This window comes from Polaribacter haliotis, assembly GCF_014784055.1.
In the GTDB taxonomy this organism is placed as follows: Bacteria; Bacteroidota; Bacteroidia; order Flavobacteriales; family Flavobacteriaceae; genus Polaribacter; species Polaribacter haliotis.
Genome location: NZ_CP061813.1, coordinates 2,280,189 through 2,300,982, shown reverse-complemented (window position 1 = coordinate 2,300,982; position 20,794 = coordinate 2,280,189). Strand labels below are relative to the sequence as shown.

Sequence of the window (20,794 nt, the reverse complement as noted above, 5' to 3'; positions counted from 1 at the left end):
GAAGATTACAATATATTTGTGGCCAATCTGTTTATATAAAACGAACTAATCCTCCAATTATGAGAATCAATTTTAACTTTGTGTTGTTATTCTTTTTAACTTTTTCAATTGGAACTATTGCCCAAAATAAACAGAATAAATGGACTGCAGGAGTAAGTATTGCTGGGGCAAAATATTCTTTAGATGCAGGAAGAGTCGTTGGTGGTCAATTGGCAAATCAATCTCCTAGACTAAACATTTCTAGATATATTTTTAAAGGATTAGTTTTAGATGCTGGTTTTGCAACTGCTGTTGGAGATAAACAAAAATACACCACTTTCGATGGAACTTTACGTTACGATTTTGGTACTTCTATAGACAATGTTGTGCCCTATGTTTTGTTGGGAGGAAGTTTTATTAGCGCAACAAAACTTACACCAACTTTAAATTTTGGTGGAGGTGCTACTTTCTGGTTTACGCAACAATATGGAATGAATTTACAAGTTATGTATAAGTTTTCTGAATCTAAATTCGAGAGCCAAAAATCTCATGTATATCCTTCTATTGGGTTTGTGTATAGTTTTGGATTTAGGTCTTTGAATCCTAGACTTTGGGAGTTGTAAAAACTAAATTTTTTCTTCGGAATACTTTTCGATAATTTTTAAAAACATAGTGCTATCTAGATAATTAGGAATTTGTACATCAATCGTAAATTCTGTGTTTAAAATAACAGTTGTTGGGTAACTTATTTTAGAGTTAACTAAAGCCAGTTCATTTGCTAATTCATGCACACCAGTATTTGTTCCAGTAGGTTTGTAAACAAATGTTTTTCCTAAAAAAGTGATGTCTTTTTTTTCTTCGCCATTTAATTTTATGAAATAGAATTGTTCATTTAAAAGCTGAATAATTTCATCGTTTTTAAAAGTAGTTTTTTGCATTCCAAAACAAATTTTACACCAATCTGTAGAAACAAAAACAATAATAGGTTTTGGTTTTTGCTGATGTAATTTCTCTGCTTCAGAAAATGTATAGACATTTAATTTGTCTTCCTTTTTTTGTGAAAAAGTAGCCAAACTTCCGAAGAAAATAAGAAGAAGAAATATTTGTTTCATCATTTAAAATATGGTGTAACGAAATCCTAAAAACAGTCTAATTCCTTGGTTGGAAGCATAAACATAACTTGGATCAAAAGTCAATGCGTTTGGATTGTTTGGTGTTGCAGTTGCTTGTCCATTTGCATCAAAAACAACGTCTTTGTCAAAAGGATCAAAAGAACGAGCAATACTATTTGAAGCTGGTGTAAAATTCAATAGATTTTTTACGCCTCCATACAACTCCCAACTGTTCGTGAATTTTTTTGTCAATTGAATATTCTGAATACTAAACCAAGGCGAATTTGCATCTCTTGGATCTGTTTTGCTTATTAAAGGAAGTCTCATTGGACCATAAACATTTCCAGTATAATCAATAGAAAAATTATAATTAAATTTATAGGAAATAGACCAAACTCCACTAAAACTTTCTGTTAATAATTGTCTTGTTTTTATACCATTTTCTGTTATGGAAACGTCCATTAAAGTGGCGCCTGCATTTAGTGATAAACCGTTTGTAAATGTAATATCTGTGTTTAAAGAAATACCTTTAGAAACAGAAAATCCCTCTAAATTTGCATATATAATTTTGTTAGGATCTGTTTCGTAATCAGGTAAAATACGATTGTTGAAATAGGTATAAAAAGCACTTCCATCTAAAGTAATAAAAGCGTTTTCTGTGTTTATTTTTTTTACATAATTTATGTTTGCGTTCCAAGAAGTTTCTGGGTCTAATTCACCATCAAATTCCACTTCTCTTGCACCAGTTAAAGCTGCATGATCTTCCGTAAAAACATTAGCAACTCTAAAACCATTACCAACACTTGCTCTAAAAATATCTGACTTGTCTTTTGAGTTCCATTTGTAATTTATTCTTGGCGAAAAAATACTTCCATGCAAACTATTATAATCCCATCTTGCGCCTAATAATAATTTATTTTGAGTATTCAGAGCAATTTCATCTTGTATAAAAACGCCTGGTAAATGTGTTATAGAAGGCTTGTTTGTAATTCCATCATTTTCGAAAGTGGCAAAAGTGTTATCATCATAAAAAGTATATCTGTAAGCCAAACCTAACAATAAATCATGTTTTTCTGCAATTTGTTTGTTGTACACAAATTGTCCGAAACCAATAACTTGTTCAGCATCGTAAGCATCTGTTCCATAAAAAGAATTTTGATAATGCCCATTTGCACTAAATTGAAAATTAATATTTTCTGAAGTTGGTAATTCGTAAGTTCCAAAAGTTTCCCATCTATTTGTGTAAATACTTTCGCCATATTTTATATCAGTTCCTCTAAATTTACGTTCCCAATCCATTTCTCCTCCCCATCTGTCTTCATAAACAAAACGTCCAGCAATAGTGAAAATTTTGTTGCTTTTTCTTTCAATATTTACTTTGTTAAAAATTGAAATTCTATTTTGAAGCGTTAAATCTGTAAATCCGTCTTTATTATTATCAATTCTATTCTGATAATTAAAATAATTAATTCCTAAAAGACCTTGTGTTTTTTCTGAGATTTTATATCGTAAACCAATATCAGTATTCACTTCTCCCCAAGAACTCGTTAAAATATCCGTTGATAAAATTGGCGCGTTTGAAGGTTTTTTTGTGATGATATTTATAATCCCTCCAACAGCTTCAGAACCATATAAAGTAGATGCTGGCCCTTTTACAACTTCCACTCTTTCTATTAATGCTTGTGGAATTCCTGTTAAACCATAAACTGTGGAAAGCCCACTTACAATTGGCATTCCATCAATTAAAACAAACGTATATGGGCCTTCTAAACCATTAATATGAATATCGCCAGTGTTACAAACATTGCAATTTAATTGTGGTCGAACTCCGTTTACATTTTGCATCGATTCAAAAATGGAAGTTGTAGGATTTTTCTTGAAAAATGTTTTGCTGTAAACTTCAACAGGAACAGGACTGTTCGATTTTGTAACAGGTTTTAAAGTTCCGGAAATTACAATTTCTTCCAAAGAACTATTTTCGTTTAAGTTGAAGTTTTTGGTGATTTTTTCATTTCCAGAAAGTATAATTCTTGCTGATTTCGATTTAAAACCAACAGAACTTGCCACAATTGTATAGGTTCCATTGGGAATTTTTTTCAACTCAAAATAACCTTTTTCGTTAGTTGCAGTTCCTAATTTTGTATTCTTTAAATAGATGTTTACAAAAGGTAAAACTTCTTCGTTTGAAATTACTTTACCAGAAACACTATTGTTTTGAGCGTAAGTAGAGATAATTCCGAAGAAAAAAAGATAACTAATTTTAATGAATATTTTTATCACTTTAAATAAATATTTCGACAAATATAATATTATTTTTAGACAAGACTAAAAATATATTTTTATAATAATAAAAAGTTTATATTTGCAAGACTAAATAAGTACAAATGTTTACGCTTTCGGAAGAAAATTATTTAAAAGCAATTTATCATTTACAGTTAGAGACTGATAAAGGAATTAGTACAAATGCAATTGCAGAAAAATTACAAACAAAAGCTTCTTCTGTAACAGATATGATTAAAAAATTATCTGACAAAAAAGTAGTGGTTTATAAGAAATATAAAGGAGTAACTTTAACCAAATTAGGAAAGAAAACTGGCGCTAATGTTGTTAGAAAGCATAGATTGTGGGAGGTTTTTTTGGTGGAAAAATTAAATTTTTCTTGGGACGAAGTGCATGAAGTTGCAGAACAATTAGAGCACATAAAATCATCGAAATTAATAAATCAATTAGATTCTTTTTTGGGTTTTCCAACACACGATCCTCATGGAGATCCAATTCCAGATGAAGAAGGGAATTTAAAAACAATAGAGAAGAGTTTATTATCAACTTTATCTAAAAACGAAAGTGGAGTTTGTGTGGGTGTAGATGATTCTTCATCAGAATTTTTACAGTTTTTAGATAAAAAAGGCATCACTTTAGGAAAACAAATAACCATTTTAGAAAAAGAAGAGTTTGATAATTCTTTATCCATTTTAGTTGAAGGGAAAAAATTATCAATATCAAACAAAATAGCAAACAATTTATATATCAAAAAATCATGAGTACATTCGATCAATTAGTTGAATTTGGTAAAGAACATCCGATTTTAGCAGCATTATACGCCTCGCTTTTTACTTGGGGTTTAACAGCTGCAGGAGCTGCTTTGGTTTTCTTTTTTAAAAAATTAAATAGAGCAGTTTTAGATGGAATGCTTGGTTTTACTGGAGGTGTAATGGTTGCAGCAAGTTTTTGGAGTTTGTTAGCACCAGCAATAGAAAATTCTCCAGGAGAAGGTTTTGTAAAAGTTTTACCAGCTGCAATTGGTTTTGGTTTAGGAGCATTATCATTGTTTGGAATGGATAAAATTTTGCCACATTTACATATCAACTTTAAGGAAAGTGAAGCTGAAGGTGTAAAAACCGAATTACATAGATCTACATTATTAGTTTTGGCAATTACGCTACATAATATCCCAGAAGGTTTAGCAGTTGGAGTTTTGTTTGGAGCAGCATCCACTTTGGTTGGAGTAGAACAGACAGAGATGATTATTGCTGCAATTTCGTTAGCAATTGGAATCGGAATTCAGAATTTTCCAGAAGGTTTTGCAGTGGCAATGCCATTAAGAAGGCAAGGAGTTAGCAGATTAAAAAGTTTTTGGTATGGACAATTATCTGCAGTTGTGGAACCAGTTGCTGCTGTTTTAGGAGCATTAGCAGTTTCGTTTTTTACTCCGATTTTACCTTACGCTTTGGCATTTGCAGCAGGTGCAATGATTTTTGTAGTTGTAGAAGAAGTAATTCCAGAAACCCAGAGAGATAAATACACAGATATTGCCACACTTGGTTTTATTGGAGGTTTTATTGTAATGATGAGTTTGGATGTTGGTTTAGGATAGAACACAATGTGTTCACATAAATATTAAAAAGCAGGATTTCTTTAATGAAATCCTGCTTTTCTTTTCTCTTGATTCTTGTCTCTTGCATCTAAAAACATTATTTTGCAATAAAAATAAGCTGTGCATCAACCATCAACTTTTCAAGTTTACAACGCTTCAGCAGGAAGTGGAAAAACCTTTACACTCGTAAAAGAATACTTAAAAATCTTACTAAATTCTGAAGATATTTTTCGTTTTCAGAAAATATTAGCAATCACATTTACCAACAAAGCAGCTGGTGAAATGAAGGAAAGAGTTTTAGAGAATTTAGAAGAATTTTCTGAAGGAAAAGAGAACGATTTATTCAAAATAATTATTGAAGAAATTTCGGTCGATAAAGAAACGATTCAAGAACGAAGTAAGAAAATTTTAGATGCAATTCTGCAAAATTATTCGGCTTTTTCAATAACTACGATTGATAGTTTTACGCATAAAATAATTAAGAATTTTGCGTATGATTTAGGTTTACCACTTAATTTTGAAGTAGAAATGGATGCTGTTTCTTTATTAAATGAAGCTGTAGATTTATTAATTTCAAAAATTGGAACAGACGAAAAACTCACAAAATTACTCATAGATTATTCACTCGATAAGACAGATGATGATAAATCTTGGGATATTTCTAGAGACCTAAACGATTTTGCGAGAATTCTTTTAAATGAAGATGATAACAAACACTTTAGAAAGTTAGCCAATAAAAAATTAGATGATTTCACGAATTTAAAATCGAAGCTTTTTACACATCAAAAAGAATTAAAAGAATCTTTAAAAGAAGTAGGACAAAACTGTATGAACTTAATTAATTCTGCAGGTTTAGAAACTAAAGATTTTATGCGAGGAACTTTACCTAAATTTTTTATAGATTTAAGTGAAAAATCAGTAAATATTGATTATATAAAAAGAAGTGAAACCATTGAAAAAGCGATTGGAAATAATCAATATTACACAAAAACTGCAAAACCAGAAATTTCTAATTCTATAGATGCAATTGTACCACAAATTATAGGTTTCTTTCGTGAATCTCAAGAAATTTACCAGCAATTTTTAATGAATAAATTGGCGTTAAAAAGTATTATTCCGTTAGCTGTTTTAAATAATATAAATGCAGAATTAGATTCCATAAAAGAAGAAAATAATATTCGTTTAAATGCAGAATTTAATCAATTAATTTCCGACAATATAAAAGACCAACCTGCACCATTTATTTACGAGCGAATTGGGCAACGTTTTATGCATTATTTTATTGATGAAATGCAAGATACGTCTGTTTTGCAATGGCAGAATTTAATTCCGTTAATAGACAATGCTTTGGCGCAAGAAAACAGCAATTTAATGTTGGTTGGCGATGGAAAACAAGCCATTTATAGATGGCGTGGAGGAAAAGCGGAGCAGTTTATCAACTTGGGCTCAGAAACTGAAAATGGAATAAATCCGTTTCAAATTAAAAAAGAGATAAAAGAATTAGAAACCAATTTTAGGAGTTTTTCTGAAGTTATCGATTTTAATAATTCGTTTTTTCAACATTCGTCAAAATTTCTTCAAAATGAAGCTTATGAAAAGTTGTTTTTTGAAGGAAATCAACAAAAAGAAAATCCTAAAAAAGGCGGATTTGTATCACTCTCATTTTTAGAAAAAGAAGAAGACAAGGAAGATGACAAATTAAAATATCCGAAGAAAGTTTTTGATAAAATAAAAGAGCTCGAAAATGATTTTTCTTTAGATGAAATCTGCATTTTAACACGAACAAAAAAAGACGGAGTTGCAGTTGCGAATTACTTATCAGAAAAAGGAATAAACATTATTTCTTCAGAAACATTATTACTTCAAAATGATGTAAAAGTCAATTTTATTGTAAATGTTTTGCAGGTTTTACAACACCCAAATGATGAGGAATCACGTTTCGAAATGTTGTATTTTTTATACGAACATTTACAATTAGATGAACCAAAACATCAATTCTTAAAAACGTTTGCGAAATCTGCAAATGCAACCATTTTTCAAACTTTAAAAAAATATGGAGTTTCGTTTGAGATTTCAACCTTTCATCAGCTTCCTTTTTACGAAAAAATTGAAGAAATTGTAAGAGGATTTCGTTTGGTAAAGTCATCTGATGCATATGTGCAATTTTTCTTGGATGTTGGTTTAGAACAGCAAAGAAAAGGTACAAATGTGCAAGATTTCTTAGATTTTTGGGAACTAAAAAAAGATAAATTAAGTATTGTTGCTCCAGAAAGTGCAAATGCTGTTCAGGTAATGACGATTCATAAATCGAAAGGTTTGGAATTTCCAGTCGTTATTTTTCCTTGTAATGTAGATATTTATCATCAAATAAACCCGAAAGTTTGGTTAGACGAACTGCCAGAAAGTTATACGAATTTTCAAGAATTATTGGTGCCTTATAACCGAGATTTAAGTTATGTAAATGCAAAAGGATTAGAGATTTTTAATTCACAAAGAGAAGCGTTAGAGTTAGATAATTTCAACTTATTATATGTTGCGTTAACAAGAGCTGTAGAGCAATTGCATATAATTACGGATAAAAAATTGGTGGGTAAAAATAAAGAAGAGGATTTAAAATTTTATTCAGGATTCTTCATTAATTATTTAAAAGAGAAATCACTCTGGAATGATGAGTTGTTAGAATATTCATTTGGAGATAAAAATAGAGTTAGTAAGAAGAAAGAAAATAGTTCAGTTGCAGAAATTCATCAAAAATTTACAGCAACACCTTGGAAAGAACATAATATTGTTTTGTTGGCGAGTGCATCAAAATTATGGGGCACTCTTCAAGGAGAAGCCATCGATTATGGAAATTTATTGCACGAAATATTTTCGAAAATAAAAACAAATCATCAAATTGAAGAAGTTGTTTCTTCATATGAACAACATGGAGTTTTAGATGAAAATGAAACAAAACTTATAAAGGAAAAAGTTGTGAATGTTATAAATCATCCAAAATTAAGTTTTTATTATTCAGATGAAGTTACTGTTTTCAATGAGCGAGAGATTGTAACTGCGGATAATCAAATTATAATTCCAGATCGTTTGGTTTTCAATTCGAATAATGAAGTGACAATTATAGATTATAAAACAGGTGTTTCATCAGAAAAATACCATCAACAATTAAAAAACTACGAAAGTGTTTTAAAATCGATGTATTTTAAAGTAGATAAAAAACTACTCATATATATTAACGACGAAATTGACGTTGTTGAAGTATAAGCAAAGAAAATAAACTTTGTAACTTTGTATTTCTTAAATTAATAAAAAATGTACGGAAAAATTAAGAATACTTTAAATAGAGAACTTCAAGAAATAAAAGATGCGGGTTTATACAAATCTGAAAGGATTATAACATCATCTCAAGATGCAGTTATAAAAATATCCACTGGAGAAGAAGTTATAAACTTTTGTGCGAATAATTATTTGGGCTTGTCTAACAATCCAGAAGTAATTCAAGCTGCAAAAGACACTTTAGATTCTCACGGATTTGGAATGTCTTCTGTTCGTTTTATTTGTGGTACACAAGATATCCATAAAAAGTTAGAACAAAAAATTGCAGATTTCTACACCACAGAAGATACTATTTTATACGCAGCAGCATTCGATGCAAATGGAGGCGTTTTTGAGCCTTTATTAACAAAAGAAGATGCAATTATTTCCGATAGTTTAAATCATGCTTCCATTATAGATGGAGTTCGTTTGTGTAAATCTGCCAGATATCGTTACAATAATAACGACATGCATTCTTTAGAAGAGCAGTTAATTGAAGCAAATAAACAAAATCACCGTTTTAAAATTATTGTTACAGATGGTGTTTTCTCCATGGATGGCATTGTTGCTAAATTAGATGAGATTTGCGATTTAGCAGATAAATACGATGCTTTAGTAATGGTTGATGAATGCCATGCAACAGGTTTTATCGGAAAAACAGGAAGAGGAACTGTGGAGCTTAAAAACGTAATGGATAGAGTAGACATCGTTACAGGAACTTTAGGAAAAGCGCTTGGAGGAGCAATGGGTGGTTACACCACAGGGAAAAAAGAGATTATTGAGATTTTACGACAACGTTCTCGACCATATTTATTTTCAAATTCATTAGCGCCAGCAATTGTTGGAGCTTCTTTAAAAGTTTTCGATTTAATTTCTAATGATACCACTTTAAGAGATAAGCTAGAATGGAACACGAATTACTTTAGAACAGAAATGGAAAAAGCAGGTTTCGATTTGGTTGGAGCAGATGCAGCAATTGTACCAGTAATGTTGTATGATGCACAATTATCTCAAACAATGGCAAATAAGTTATTAGAAGAAGGTATTTATGTAATTGGATTTTTCTTTCCAGTAGTTCCAAAAGAAAAAGCAAGAATACGAGTACAGTTATCTGCAGCACATACACAAGAACATTTAGATAAAGCGATTTCGGCTTTTAAAAAAGTTGGTAAAGAGCTTAGTGTTATTTAGAATAATAAAAAAAACTTGCAATTTTAGTAATATTTTGTAGATTTGTCTTTGTAGATAAGTTTTAAGAACTTACTTTTGCAATTAAAATAACGAACTTTTAATTTAAAAATTTGATAATGAAACGATTAAAATTGGCTGTGATAGCTCTATTTGCGTTGGTAACAGTTAGCAACGTAAATGCACAAGATGAAAACAATCCTTGGGTTGTAGGTTTTGGATTAAACAATGTAGATTTTTATAATGGGGATGATTTTTCAGACCAGATTAAAGATTTATTAGGAAACAAAGATTGGAATGTATTACCTTCTATTTCTAGAATTTCTGTAGATAAGTATTTAGAGAAAGGTTTTTCTTTACAATTAGCTGGTTCTTTAAATAAAATTGAAACAGTAGTGACAGAAAACGATTCAGATTTCCTTTATTGGGGATTAGATGCAATTGTTAAGTACGATGTTAACAATTTAGTTGGAGATACTGGTTGGTTCGATCCTTATGTATATTTAGGAGGAGGTTATACTTCTGTAGATTCAAGTGGAGAAGGTATGTTAAATGCTGGTTTAGGTTTTAATACTTGGTTTAGTGATAACTTAGGCTTAAACTTCCAAACTGGTACAAAGAAAGGTTTTGCTGATAAAGTAAGAGCTCACTATCAAACGACTTTAGGTCTAGTGATTAAATTTGGAGGGAAAGATACAGATGGAGATGGAGTATATGACAAAGACGATGCTTGTCCAGAAGTTGCAGGTTTAAAAGAATTTAACGGTTGTCCTGATGCTGATGGCGATGGAATCAAAGATTCTGATGATGCTTGTCCTAACGTTGCTGGTTTAGCTGCAATGAACGGTTGTCCTGATTCTGACGGAGATGGAGTTGCTGATAAAGATGATATGTGTCCTAATGATAAAGGAACTAAAGCAAATAAAGGTTGTCCAGATTCTGACGGAGATGGAGTAATCAACAAAAACGATAAATGTCCTAACGTAGCAGGTCCTATGTCTAATGGAGGTTGTCCTTGGCCAGATACTGATGGTGATGGTGTTTTAGATAAAGATGATAAATGTCCTTCTGTTGCAGGTCCAGCATCTAACAATGGATGTCCTAAGCCTGTAATTACTGCTGAAGATGAAACTCTTATGGGAGAAGTTGCAAAAGCGATTTTCTTTAATGTAGGAAAATCTTCTTTCAAACCAGGAGTTACATCTAAGTTAAATGAAGCTGTAAAAGTTATGAACAACAATCCTCAAGCTACTTTCGTAATTGAAGGTCATACAGATAGTTCAGGTTCTGCTCCATTAAACTTAAGATTATCAGAAAAAAGAGCAATAGCTGTAAGAGACTACTTAGTAAAACAAGGAGTTAAAACAACTAGATTAGAAGCTATTGGTTATGGAGAAGGTGATCCAGTTGCAACAAACAAAACAAGAGCTGGTAGAGCTCAAAACAGAAGAGTTGTTATCAAAGTAACAAACAAGAAATAATTCTTCAAATAATTTATTTAGAAAAGCCTCACCATTTGGTGAGGCTTTTTTTATTTTATATTACAATCGTTTTTTAATTTAAAAACTTTTTTAATTACACACAAAAGAATTACCTTTGCATCCTGAAAATGAGATGCTAAATCTCGAAATATAAATAATAATTATAATTAGATACAGAATGTCTACAACAACAGGAAAAGTTTCTCAAATTATTGGGCCAGTAATTGATGTTGAATTCAATACAGAAAATGCAGAGCTTCCTAAAATTTACGATTCGTTGGAAATTAAAAGAGCTGATGGTTCAATTTTAGTATTAGAAGTACAACAACATATTGGAGAAGATACAGTTAGAACCATTGCAATGGATGCAACTGATGGATTGAGTAGAGGAGTTGAAGTTCTTGCTACAGGAAATCCTATTCAAATGCCAATTGGAAACGATATATATGGTCGTTTGTTTAATGTAACTGGACATGCAATTGATGGTTTAGGAAATTTGAAGAAAGAAGGCAAAGATGGTTTGCCAATTCATAGATCTGCACCTAAGTTTGAAGATTTATCTGTTTCTACAGAAGTTTTATTTACAGGTATTAAAGTAATTGATTTAATTGAACCGTATGCAAAAGGAGGTAAAATTGGATTATTTGGTGGTGCAGGAGTAGGTAAAACAGTACTAATTCAAGAATTAATTAACAACATCGCCAAAGGTCATGGTGGTTTATCTGTTTTCGCAGGAGTTGGTGAAAGAACTCGTGAAGGAAACGATTTACTTCGTGAAATGTTAGAATCAGGAATTATAAAATATGGAGACGATTTTATGCATTCTATGGAAGAAGGCGGATGGGACTTATCTAAAGTAGATAAACCTGGAATGAAAGATTCTAAGGCAACATTCGTATTCGGACAAATGAACGAACCACCTGGAGCACGTGCACGAGTTGCATTGTCTGGTTTAACAATTGCAGAATACTTTAGAGATGGAGCAGGAGATGGTCAAGGAAAAGATGTACTTTTCTTCGTAGATAATATTTTCCGTTTTACACAAGCAGGTTCAGAGGTTTCTGCACTTTTAGGGCGTATGCCTTCAGCAGTAGGTTACCAACCAACATTAGCAACAGAAATGGGTGCAATGCAAGAACGTATTACATCAACTAAAAAAGGTTCTATTACATCTGTACAAGCGGTTTACGTACCTGCAGATGATTTAACAGATCCAGCACCAGCAACAACATTTGCGCATTTAGATGCAACAACAGTATTGTCTCGTAAGATTGCAGAATTAGGTATTTATCCTGCAGTAGATCCTTTAGATTCTACTTCAAGAATTTTATCTGCTGAAATTTTAGGTGATGAGCACTACAACACAGCAACAGCTGTAAAAGAAATTTTACAAAGATATAAGGAACTACAAGATATTATCGCAATTTTAGGTATGGAAGAATTATCTGAAGAAGATAAATTAGTAGTTCACAGAGCAAGACGTGTACAACGTTTCTTATCTCAACCCTTCCACGTAGCTGAACAATTTACTGGTATACCTGGAGTTTTAGTTGATATTAAAGACACAATTAAAGGCTTTAATATGATTATGGATGGAGAATTAGATAAATATCCTGAAGCAGCATTTAATTTAAGAGGATCTATCCAAGATGCAATTGATGCAGGTGAAAAAATGTTAGCTGAAGCTTAAAAATAGTTGGTAGTATTCAGTAAACAGTAATCAATGACTGCGAACTGCGAACTACGAACTGCAAACTAAATAAATATGTTTTTAGAAATTGTAACGCCAGAGGCGATTTTGTTTTCATCTGAAGTTGATGCAGTATCAGTTCCTGGAGTAAATGGAGAATTTCAAATGTTAGATAATCACGCACCAATTGTTTCAGTTTTGAAAGAAGGTGTTATTAAAATTCATGTACATTCTCAAGATCACTTAGTTTTAGACGATTTGCATGGCAAGTTAGAACAACAAAATGATGATGATAAAATAATTACCTTAGCCATAAACTCTGGTACATTAGAATTGAATGATAATAAAGCGATTATTTTAGCAGACTAAGAATACAAATAATTAACTTTAAAAATCTCAAAGTATCTAATACTTTGAGATTTTTGTTTTTATAACAAAGAGCGAAACTCTTTAAAAAATTGTAAATTTGTACTATGGAAGAAACAAACAGACAGCGAAAAATTGCTGGAGTCTTGCAAAAAGACTTGGTAGATGTGTTACAAAAAGCAGCACAAGATGGAATGAAAGGAGTAATTATTTCCGTTTCTAAAGTTCATGTAACTTCAGATTTGGGAGTTGCAAAAGTGTATTTAAGTATTTTTCCTTCAATAAAAAGAGATGAAATTGTAAAAGGAATTCAATCTAATACACCATTAATACGTCATGAAATGGCGAAAAGAACGAGAAACCAATTAAGAAGAATGCCAGAATTATTATTTTTTGGTGACGATACTTTAGATTATATAGAAGATATTGATAAATCATTAAAAGGCGAAGACGAAAATCCTATTAAAAACCCTGATGTTTTACCAAAACGTAAAAAAATCTAAATTCTTAAAATGTCAGATAGAGCGCAAGCAAAATCTTTGAGCTTTCCTTTATTTATAGCTAAAAGATATTTATTTACAAAAACTGGTAATAATGCAATTAACATTATTACCATAATTGCCTCTTTTGGAGTTATTGTAGGTTCGTTTGCACTTTTTATTATCCTTTCTGGCTTTTCCGGATTAAAAACATTTAACTATAGTTTTTTAGATTTTTCTGATCCAGATATTAAAATATCGACAACGAAAGGAAAATCTTTTTTATTTGATGATAAAACAAAACAGATTTTAGATGATAATTCTTCTATAGAAATTATATCAAAAGTAATAGAAGAACGTGTCTTTTTAGAATATAATGATAAAAATGAAATCGCCTATATAAAAGGTGTTGACGAAAATTATTCACAAATCACACAAATAGACTCTTCTTTAACTCAAGGAACTTGGCTTGAGAGCGACTTTAAAAATACTGCTGTAATAGGCAGAGGAATATCTAACAAACTCTCTTTAGGTGTTTTAAATTATGGAGAACCACTAACGATTAATGTTCCTAAGCCAGGAACAGGTTTTATAAATCCAAGAAACCCTTTCTACAAATTAGAAACTCAAATTGTGGGTATTTATATGGGAACAGAAGAATTTGAAGGAAAGTTTGTTTTTGTAGATTTTAAGGATGCATCTGAACTTTTAAGATTTCAAGAAAACGAAATTACTGGTTTAGAATTAAAATTAAAAAACCCAGATGAAGCAAATTTAATTGCAGAGAATTTGCAAGAAAAATTAGGGTCAGATTTTAAAATACAAACGAAAGAGCAGTTAAATGAAGTGCTTTATAAAGTGATTAATACAGAGAATTTTGTTTCCTATTTAATATTCACATTAATAGTAATTATTGCTTTATTTAATGTAATTGGAGCGATTATTATGATGATTATCGATAAAAAACAAAATCTAAAAACATTACTCAGCTTGGGAGCTTCTATAAAAGAAATTAAAAAAATATTCGTTTTACAAGGCTTTTTGCTAACGCTTTTTGGAATGTGTATTGGACTTATATTGGCTATAATTTTAGTATTTATTCAAAAGGAATTTGAACTTTTTATGATTGTTCCAGATTTGGCTTATCCAGTAGAATTTCGTTTTTCGAATTTATTTATTGTAATTCTAACAATTACAATTTTAGGATATATAGCCGCGAGAATTGCAAGTAGTAGAATTTCTGAAGAGTTTATTGAGAAATAAATTTATTCGAATTCAGGAATAATCGCATTTCCAAATTTAGCTTCCACTTCATCAAAAGCAGCAAAAACATCTTTTGCATCGTCGGAAGTTACCATTTTCATTCTATATTCTTTAAAATGCGGAATTCCTTTAAAGTAATTGGTATAATGTCTTCTTGTTTCAAAAACACCTAAAACTGGGCCTTTCCAGTCAATTGCCATCTGCAAATGTCTTCTTGCCATTTCCACACGTTGTGCAATTGTTGGTTTCGCTAAATATTCGCCAGTTTTAAAATAATGTTTCACTTCATTAAAAAACCAAGGATACCCAATAGAAGCTCTACCAATCATAGCACCATCTAAACCATAAGAATCTCGCATTTCCATTGCTTTTTCTGGTGAAGTAATATCTCCATTTCCAAAAACAGGAATGTGCATTCTTTGGTTATTTTTTACGTCAGCAATTGGTTTCCAATCTGCATCTCCTTTATACATTTGTGCACGCGTTCTGCCATGAATAGAAATTGCTTTACAACCAACATCTTGCAAACGCTCTGCAACTTCAACAATTCTTATAGAATCATGATCCCAACCCAATCGTGTTTTAACTGTAATAGGTAAACTAGTGTGTTTTACCATGGCTTCAGTTAATGAAACCATTAAATCTATATCTTTTAAAATTCCTGCGCCAGCACCTTTAGAAACCACTTTTTTTACAGGACAACCAAAATTGATATCAATAATATCTGGATTTGATTTTTCAACAATTTCTACAGTTTTTAACATCGAATCTAAATTGGCACCAAAAATTTGAATTCCAACAGGACGTTCTTTTTCATAAATGTCTAATTTCATAACGCTTTTTGCGGCGTCTCTAATTAAACCTTCCGAAGAAATAAATTCTGTATACACAACATCTGCTCCATTTTCTTTGCACAAAGCTCTAAATGGAGGATCTGAAACATCTTCCATTGGTGCTAATAAAAGTGGGAAATCGGGTAATTCTATGTTGCCTATTTTTACCAAAACTAATTATTTTTTTGCAAAATTAGTGTTTTTATTTGTCAGAACCCAAATTCCGTAGAAACCTAAAAAGAGTTCTGCAAAAGTTCCGAATATATAACCGTAAGTTGGAGTTCCATCTAAAACAATACTTAAGATTCTACCAGAACCAAGACCAATCATAAAAATGATGTTTGTAAGAATGGAAATTTTTAAATAATTATTTTTAAAAATACCTAAAAGCCAAAGTGTAGAAAAACCAAGATATAAACCCATAATTGCTTTAAAGAAATTATGTTCGTCTATGGTTTGTAGCTGAATATCAAATTTTAAAGAAGGATTAAATCCGTAGATAAAAGAAACAGGAATTACAATACAAACAGAAATAATTAAATGTATTTTATTGATGAAATCTTGTTTCGTTTTGAACATTAATTCTAAAAATTAATTTCTTTTTCAACTTCAGTATTACCTCTTTTTACAATAACTTTCGTTGTATTTCCTTTTTCAAAAACAGATAAAGCACGCATATAACTCATCATATTTGTAACTGCACTATCGCCAAGTTTTATAACTATATCTCCTTTTTGTAAACCTGCTTTTTGTGCGGGTTTGTCTTCGGAAATTCCATCAATTCGCATTCCTTTTCCATCGAACATATAATCTGGAATTACACCCAAACCAACTTTAAAACGAGGAGAATCTTCACTTTCATTTTTAGTTTTTCTGAAAGCCAGTTTTCCATTATCATCTAAATCTGTAATTAAATTTAAAATATAATCAGAGATTAAATACATGCCATCGTAATTCAGTTTTTCTGAATCGTCTCCAGGTTTGTGATAATCTTCATGCTGTCCCGTAAAAAAATGCAACACAGGTATATCTGCCAAATAAAAACTTGTATGGTCACTTGGTCCAACACCAGATTCTTGCTGAATTAATTTAAAATTATCGTTATGAGATTTTAAAACCTGCTTAAAAATTGGCGAAGTTCCTGTTCCATAAACAGCCAAAGCAGAGTCTTTTTTCAAACGACCAACCATATCCATATTAATCATATAGGATACTTTTTTAGTATCCAAAGTTGGGTTTTTCACAAAATAATTAGAACCTAAAAGTCCCATTTCTTCACCAGAAAAAGCCATAAACAAATAATTATTATTGGTATTTTTCTTTTTTAGTTTCGATGCTAAATTCAGCATAATTGCAACTCCAGAAGCATTATCATCTGCACCATTATGAATTGCTTTTATAGAATCTCTATACAAAGAACCTTCTCCACCAAAGCCTAAATGATCGTAATGAGCGCCAATAATTATGGTATTTTCTGCTTTATTATCAATAAAACCTAAAATGTTATTTCCAGTAATTGTTCCATCTCCATTTACATCGAACTTCACTTCGTCATGAGGATTCGTTTTTGGTTTAAATGTAAAAGCTTGTAAATATTCTTGTGTTCCTTTAGCTTGTAAACCCAGCTCTTTAAAACGTTCAGCAATATAATTTGCGGCTTTTTTTTCGCCTTCAGTTCCTGTTTGTCTTCCTTCTAAATCATCCGAAGCTAAAAAAGTTACATCTTCTTTAATTCGGTTTTCTTGGTTGATTTCTGGTTTACAAGAAATTAAAAACGACAAAAAGATTAGAAATAGAATGTTTCTCATGATGATAAATATTATTTTTGCAAAGTTAATTAATAAAACAGAAAATGAGAATTGTTTACCTAATTGTATTTGCATTGTTAATGGTTTCATGTAAAAATGATAAAAAACCAACAGAAACAAAATCAGTAGAAAGAATTGTTACGAAAGACTCTTTAATATACCCAGAAGAAGTACATTTTAAAAGTATCAAACAAATTACGTTTGGTGGCGATAATGCAGAAGCATATTGGAGTTTCGATGACAAACAATTGGTTTTTCAATCTAATTATAAAGAATGGGGCGTAAACTGCGATCAGATGTTTTTAATGAATGCAGATGAGACATTCAATGGTACAAAACCACCTATGATTTCTACAGGAAAAGGGCGTACAACTTGTTCTTACTTCTTACCAGATAATAAACATATTATTTATGCATCTACACATTTGGTTGATGAAAATTGCCCAGAAGTACCTTTGCGTAAAAACGGAAAATACATTTGGCCAGTGTACGATAGTTTCGACATATTTGTGGCAGATTTAGAAGGAAACATCGTAAAACAATTAACCAACGAAAAGGGTTATGATGCAGAGCCAACAGTTTCTCCAAAAGGAGATAAAATTGTATTTACATCAACCAGAAGTGGAGATTTAGAATTATACACTATGAATATTGATGGCTCTGATGTAAAACAAATTACAGACGAATTAGGTTACGATGGAGGTGCATTTTTCTCTCCAGATGGAACAAAAATTATCTTCCGTTCTTCAAGACCAAAAACACCAGAAGCAATAAAAGCCTACAAAGATTTATTGGCAGAAGGTTTGGTAGAACCAACAGAAATGGAACTTTATATTTGTAATGCAGATGGATCTGAATTACGTCAATTAACAGATTTAGGAAATGCGAATTGGAGTCCGTTTTTTCATCCTTCAGGAAAAAAGATATTATTCTCATCCAATTTTGAAGCAGAAAGAGGATTCCCTTTCAATTTATATATGATAGATATAGATGGGAAAAATTTGGAAAGAGTAACACATGGAGAAACTTTTGATGCATTTCCAGTATTTTCTAACGATGGTAAAAAACTAATTTTTTCTTCTAATAGAAATAATGGAGGTGGTAGAGATACCAACTTATTTATTGCAGAATGGCAAGACTAAAAGGATTGCAATTCTGAAATTCACAAAAAGAGATACCAACTTGTTTATTGCAGAATGGCAAGATTAATTTAAATTTTTAAAATGGGAGCAAAAGAAAAAATATTACAAGACATTCATACTTTAATGACAGAAAAATTTACAAATGCTGAAGAAGCTTTTACTTTTTTTGATAAAGACCAAGATGGGAATTTAAATAGAGACGAAGTAAAAGCGTTATTAAAAGAAGCAGGTGTTGGAGGGTTAATTAGAGGTTTGGTTGCTGGAGAAATGATTAAAGGTTATGATAAATCTGGAGACGATTCTATTAGTAGAGAAGAATTTAAAGTAGCAATTGCAGAGTTAGAAAGAGATTTGTAATTTTATATAAAATAGTAAAAAAGTACAATGAATTTCATTGTACTTTTTTTATTTGAGAAGGGTTGTAAATAGCATATCTTTGTCAATTGAAAGCAGTTAGAAAACGAAGTATGAAGAACATTAGAAACTTTTGCATAATCGCACATATCGATCATGGAAAAAGTACATTGGCAGATAGATTATTAGATTTTACAGGTTCTGTAACCTCTCGTGAAAAAAAGGAGCAGTTATTAGATTCTATGGATTTGGAGCGCGAACGTGGAATTACCATTAAATCGCATGCAATTCAAATGGATTATGTTCATAATGGAGAGCCATATATTTTAAATTTAATTGATACTCCAGGTCACGTAGATTTTTCTTACGAAGTTTCAAGATCTATTGCAGCTTGTGAAGGCGCCTTGTTAATTGTAGATGCTGCACAAAGTATACAAGCACAAACAATTTCTAACTTATACTTGGCTTTAGAGAACGATTTAGAAATTATCCCAATTTTAAATAAAGTAGATTTACCTTCTGCAAACCCAGAAGAAGTAACAGACGATATTGTAGATTTATTAGGTTGTGACGCAGAAGAAGTTATTCATGCAAGTGGAAAAACAGGTTTTGGAGTCGATAATATTTTAGAAGCAATTATAAGTAGAATTCCTGCTCCAAAAGGAGATCCAGATGCACCTTTACAAGCACTAATTTTCGATTCTGTATATAATTCTTACAGAGGAATTGAAACCTATTTTAGAGTTTTTAATGGTGAAATAAAAAAAGGACAAGAAATTAAATTCGTTGCAACAGGTAAAAATTATTTTGCAGATGAAGTTGGTACTTTAAAACTAAATCAGGTTGTAAAAAAATCTGTAAAAACAGGTGATGTTGGGTATTTAATTACTGGAATTAAAACCGCTAAAGAAGTAAAAGTAGGAGATACCATAACAGATTTCGCAAAACCAACCCAAGAAATTATTGAAGGTTTCGAAGATGTAAAACCAATGGTTTTCGCAGGAATTTATCCTGTAGATACAGAAGATTATGAAGAATTGCGTAGTTCTATGGAAAAACTGCAATTAAACGATGCTTCTTTGGTATTTCAACCAGAAAGTTCTGCAGCTTTAGGTTTTGGATTCAGGTGTGGTTTCTTAGGAATGTTACACATGGAAATTATACAAGAACGTTTAGAGCGTGAGTTTAACATGACTGTTATTACAACAGTTCCCAACGTTTCTTACCACGCTTACACAAAGAAAAATCCAGATGAAATTATTATCTTAAATAATCCAACAGATTTACCAGATCCGTCAAGATTAGATAGAGTAGAAGAGCCATTTATTAAAGCAAGTATTATTACAAAGTCCGATTTTGTTGGGCAAGTAATGAGCTTATGTATCGAAAAACGTGGACAAATTATTAACCAAACGTATTTAACAACACAAAGAGTAGAGTTAATTTTCGAAATGCCTTTGGCAGAAATTGTATTCGATTTTTACGATCGCTTAAAAACTGTTTCTAAAGGGTATGCTTCTTTCGATTATCATCCAATTGGTATGAAAGAATCGAAATTGGTAAGAGTAGATATTTTGTTAAACGCACAACCAGTAGATGCACTTTCGGCACTTTTACATGCAGATAATGCCTACACAATTGGTAAGAAAATTGTTGAGAAATTAAAGCAATTAATTCCAAGACAACAGTTCGATATTCCTATTCAGGCAGCAATTGGTGCAAAAATTATTGCGCGTGAAACTACAAAAGCCTTACGAAAAGATGTTACTGCAAAATGTTATGGAGGAGATATTTCTAGGAAACGTAAACTTTTAGAAAAGCAGAAAAAAGGAAAGAAAAGAATGCGTCAGGTTGGTAATGTAGAAATTCCACAAGAAGCATTTATGGCGGTTTTAAAGTTGAACGATTAATTT

18 protein-coding genes are annotated in these 20,794 nt (G+C 31.2%); 13 read left to right on the top strand and 5 right to left on the bottom strand.

Translation table 11 applies throughout. The features are described 5' to 3' along the window. Positions 1 to 59: 59 nt before the first annotated feature. Positions 60 to 602, top strand: coding sequence for a hypothetical protein (locus H9I45_RS09780; protein WP_088352320.1), 543 nt, complete (start codon positions 60 to 62; stop codon positions 600 to 602). Between the two features lie 3 nt (positions 603 to 605). On the opposite strand, the gene H9I45_RS09775 is transcribed toward H9I45_RS09780, so the two are convergent. Continuing rightward, the gene (locus H9I45_RS09775) at positions 606 to 1,094 is read right to left on the bottom strand and encodes a thioredoxin family protein (RefSeq protein WP_228454841.1); all 489 of its coding nucleotides are present in this window, start codon (positions 1,092 to 1,094) and stop codon (positions 606 to 608) included. Beyond that, positions 1,095 to 3,356, bottom strand: a complete 2,262-nt coding sequence (locus tag H9I45_RS09770; protein WP_217896850.1) for a TonB-dependent receptor — start codon at positions 3,354 to 3,356, stop codon at positions 1,095 to 1,097. It lies immediately after the preceding gene. A gap of 119 nt (positions 3,357 to 3,475) precedes the next feature. On the opposite strand from H9I45_RS09770, the gene H9I45_RS09765 reads away from it, so the two are divergent. The 9 genes from H9I45_RS09765 (at position 3,476) to H9I45_RS09725 (ending at position 14,744) form a co-directional block, all read left to right on the top strand. Further along, complete coding sequence (locus H9I45_RS09765; RefSeq protein WP_088352318.1) at positions 3,476 to 4,132, top strand: metal-dependent transcriptional regulator; 657 nt, start codon at positions 3,476 to 3,478, stop codon at positions 4,130 to 4,132. Next, positions 4,129 to 4,965: a ZIP family metal transporter gene (locus H9I45_RS09760; RefSeq protein ID WP_088352317.1), complete on the top strand. Its 837-nt coding sequence runs from the start codon at positions 4,129 to 4,131 to the stop codon at positions 4,963 to 4,965. The genes H9I45_RS09765 and H9I45_RS09760 overlap by 4 nt, the downstream gene beginning before the upstream one ends. 120 nt (positions 4,966 to 5,085) lie before the next feature. Beyond that, a complete protein-coding gene (locus H9I45_RS09755) occupies positions 5,086 to 8,226 on the top strand; it encodes a UvrD-helicase domain-containing protein (protein ID WP_088352316.1) in 3,141 nt (1,046 codons plus the stop codon). A gap of 48 nt (positions 8,227 to 8,274) precedes the next feature. After that, positions 8,275 to 9,468: a glycine C-acetyltransferase gene (gene kbl, locus H9I45_RS09750; RefSeq protein ID WP_191141228.1), complete on the top strand. Its 1,194-nt coding sequence runs from the start codon at positions 8,275 to 8,277 to the stop codon at positions 9,466 to 9,468. A gap of 116 nt (positions 9,469 to 9,584) precedes the next feature. Continuing rightward, the gene (locus H9I45_RS09745; protein ID WP_088355454.1) at positions 9,585 to 10,946 is read left to right on the top strand and encodes an OmpA family protein; all 1,362 of its coding nucleotides are present in this window, start codon (positions 9,585 to 9,587) and stop codon (positions 10,944 to 10,946) included. A 178-nt stretch (positions 10,947 to 11,124) separates the two neighbouring features. After that, a complete protein-coding gene (atpD, locus tag H9I45_RS09740; protein ID WP_088355455.1) occupies positions 11,125 to 12,636 on the top strand; it encodes a F0F1 ATP synthase subunit beta in 1,512 nt (503 codons plus the stop codon). A 75-nt stretch (positions 12,637 to 12,711) separates the two neighbouring features. Then, positions 12,712 to 13,005 carry a FoF1 ATP synthase subunit delta/epsilon gene (locus H9I45_RS09735; protein WP_088355456.1) on the top strand — a complete coding sequence of 98 codons (294 nt, stop codon included), beginning with the start codon at positions 12,712 to 12,714 and terminating at the stop codon, positions 13,003 to 13,005. 104 nt (positions 13,006 to 13,109) lie between these two features. Next, complete coding sequence (gene rbfA / locus H9I45_RS09730) at positions 13,110 to 13,505, top strand: 30S ribosome-binding factor RbfA (RefSeq protein WP_088355457.1); 396 nt, start codon at positions 13,110 to 13,112, stop codon at positions 13,503 to 13,505. Between the two features lie 9 nt (positions 13,506 to 13,514). After that, positions 13,515 to 14,744 carry an ABC transporter permease gene (locus H9I45_RS09725; protein ID WP_228454838.1) on the top strand — a complete coding sequence of 410 codons (1,230 nt, stop codon included), beginning with the start codon at positions 13,515 to 13,517 and terminating at the stop codon, positions 14,742 to 14,744. 2 nt (positions 14,745 to 14,746) lie between these two features. Here H9I45_RS09725 and dusB read toward each other — a convergent pair whose 3' ends face one another. Genes dusB through H9I45_RS09710 form a run of 3 tightly spaced genes read right to left on the bottom strand, consistent with a single transcriptional unit; the run spans position 14,747 to position 17,385 of the window. Next, entirely contained in the window at positions 14,747 to 15,748 is a 1,002-nt protein-coding gene (gene dusB / locus H9I45_RS09720) for a tRNA dihydrouridine synthase DusB (RefSeq protein WP_088355458.1), read from the bottom strand. Between the two features lie 6 nt (positions 15,749 to 15,754). Continuing rightward, complete coding sequence (locus H9I45_RS09715) at positions 15,755 to 16,156, bottom strand: DUF4345 domain-containing protein (protein ID WP_088355459.1); 402 nt, start codon at positions 16,154 to 16,156, stop codon at positions 15,755 to 15,757. Between the two features lie 5 nt (positions 16,157 to 16,161). Further along, entirely contained in the window at positions 16,162 to 17,385 is a 1,224-nt protein-coding gene (locus H9I45_RS09710) for a M28 family peptidase (protein WP_088355460.1), read from the bottom strand. A 44-nt stretch (positions 17,386 to 17,429) separates the two neighbouring features. Between H9I45_RS09710 and H9I45_RS09705 the strand changes: the two genes are divergently transcribed. The 3 genes from H9I45_RS09705 (at position 17,430) to lepA (ending at position 20,791) form a co-directional block, all read left to right on the top strand. Next, on the top strand, positions 17,430 to 18,527 hold the full coding sequence (locus H9I45_RS09705; RefSeq protein WP_088355461.1) for a TolB family protein: 1,098 nt from the start codon (positions 17,430 to 17,432) through the stop codon (positions 18,525 to 18,527). An 81-nt stretch (positions 18,528 to 18,608) separates the two neighbouring features. Continuing rightward, positions 18,609 to 18,884 carry an EF-hand domain-containing protein gene (locus tag H9I45_RS09700; protein ID WP_088355462.1) on the top strand — a complete coding sequence of 92 codons (276 nt, stop codon included), beginning with the start codon at positions 18,609 to 18,611 and terminating at the stop codon, positions 18,882 to 18,884. A gap of 110 nt (positions 18,885 to 18,994) precedes the next feature. Then, positions 18,995 to 20,791: a translation elongation factor 4 gene (gene lepA / locus H9I45_RS09695; RefSeq protein ID WP_088355463.1), complete on the top strand. Its 1,797-nt coding sequence runs from the start codon at positions 18,995 to 18,997 to the stop codon at positions 20,789 to 20,791. Positions 20,792 to 20,794: the final 3 nt, after the last annotated feature.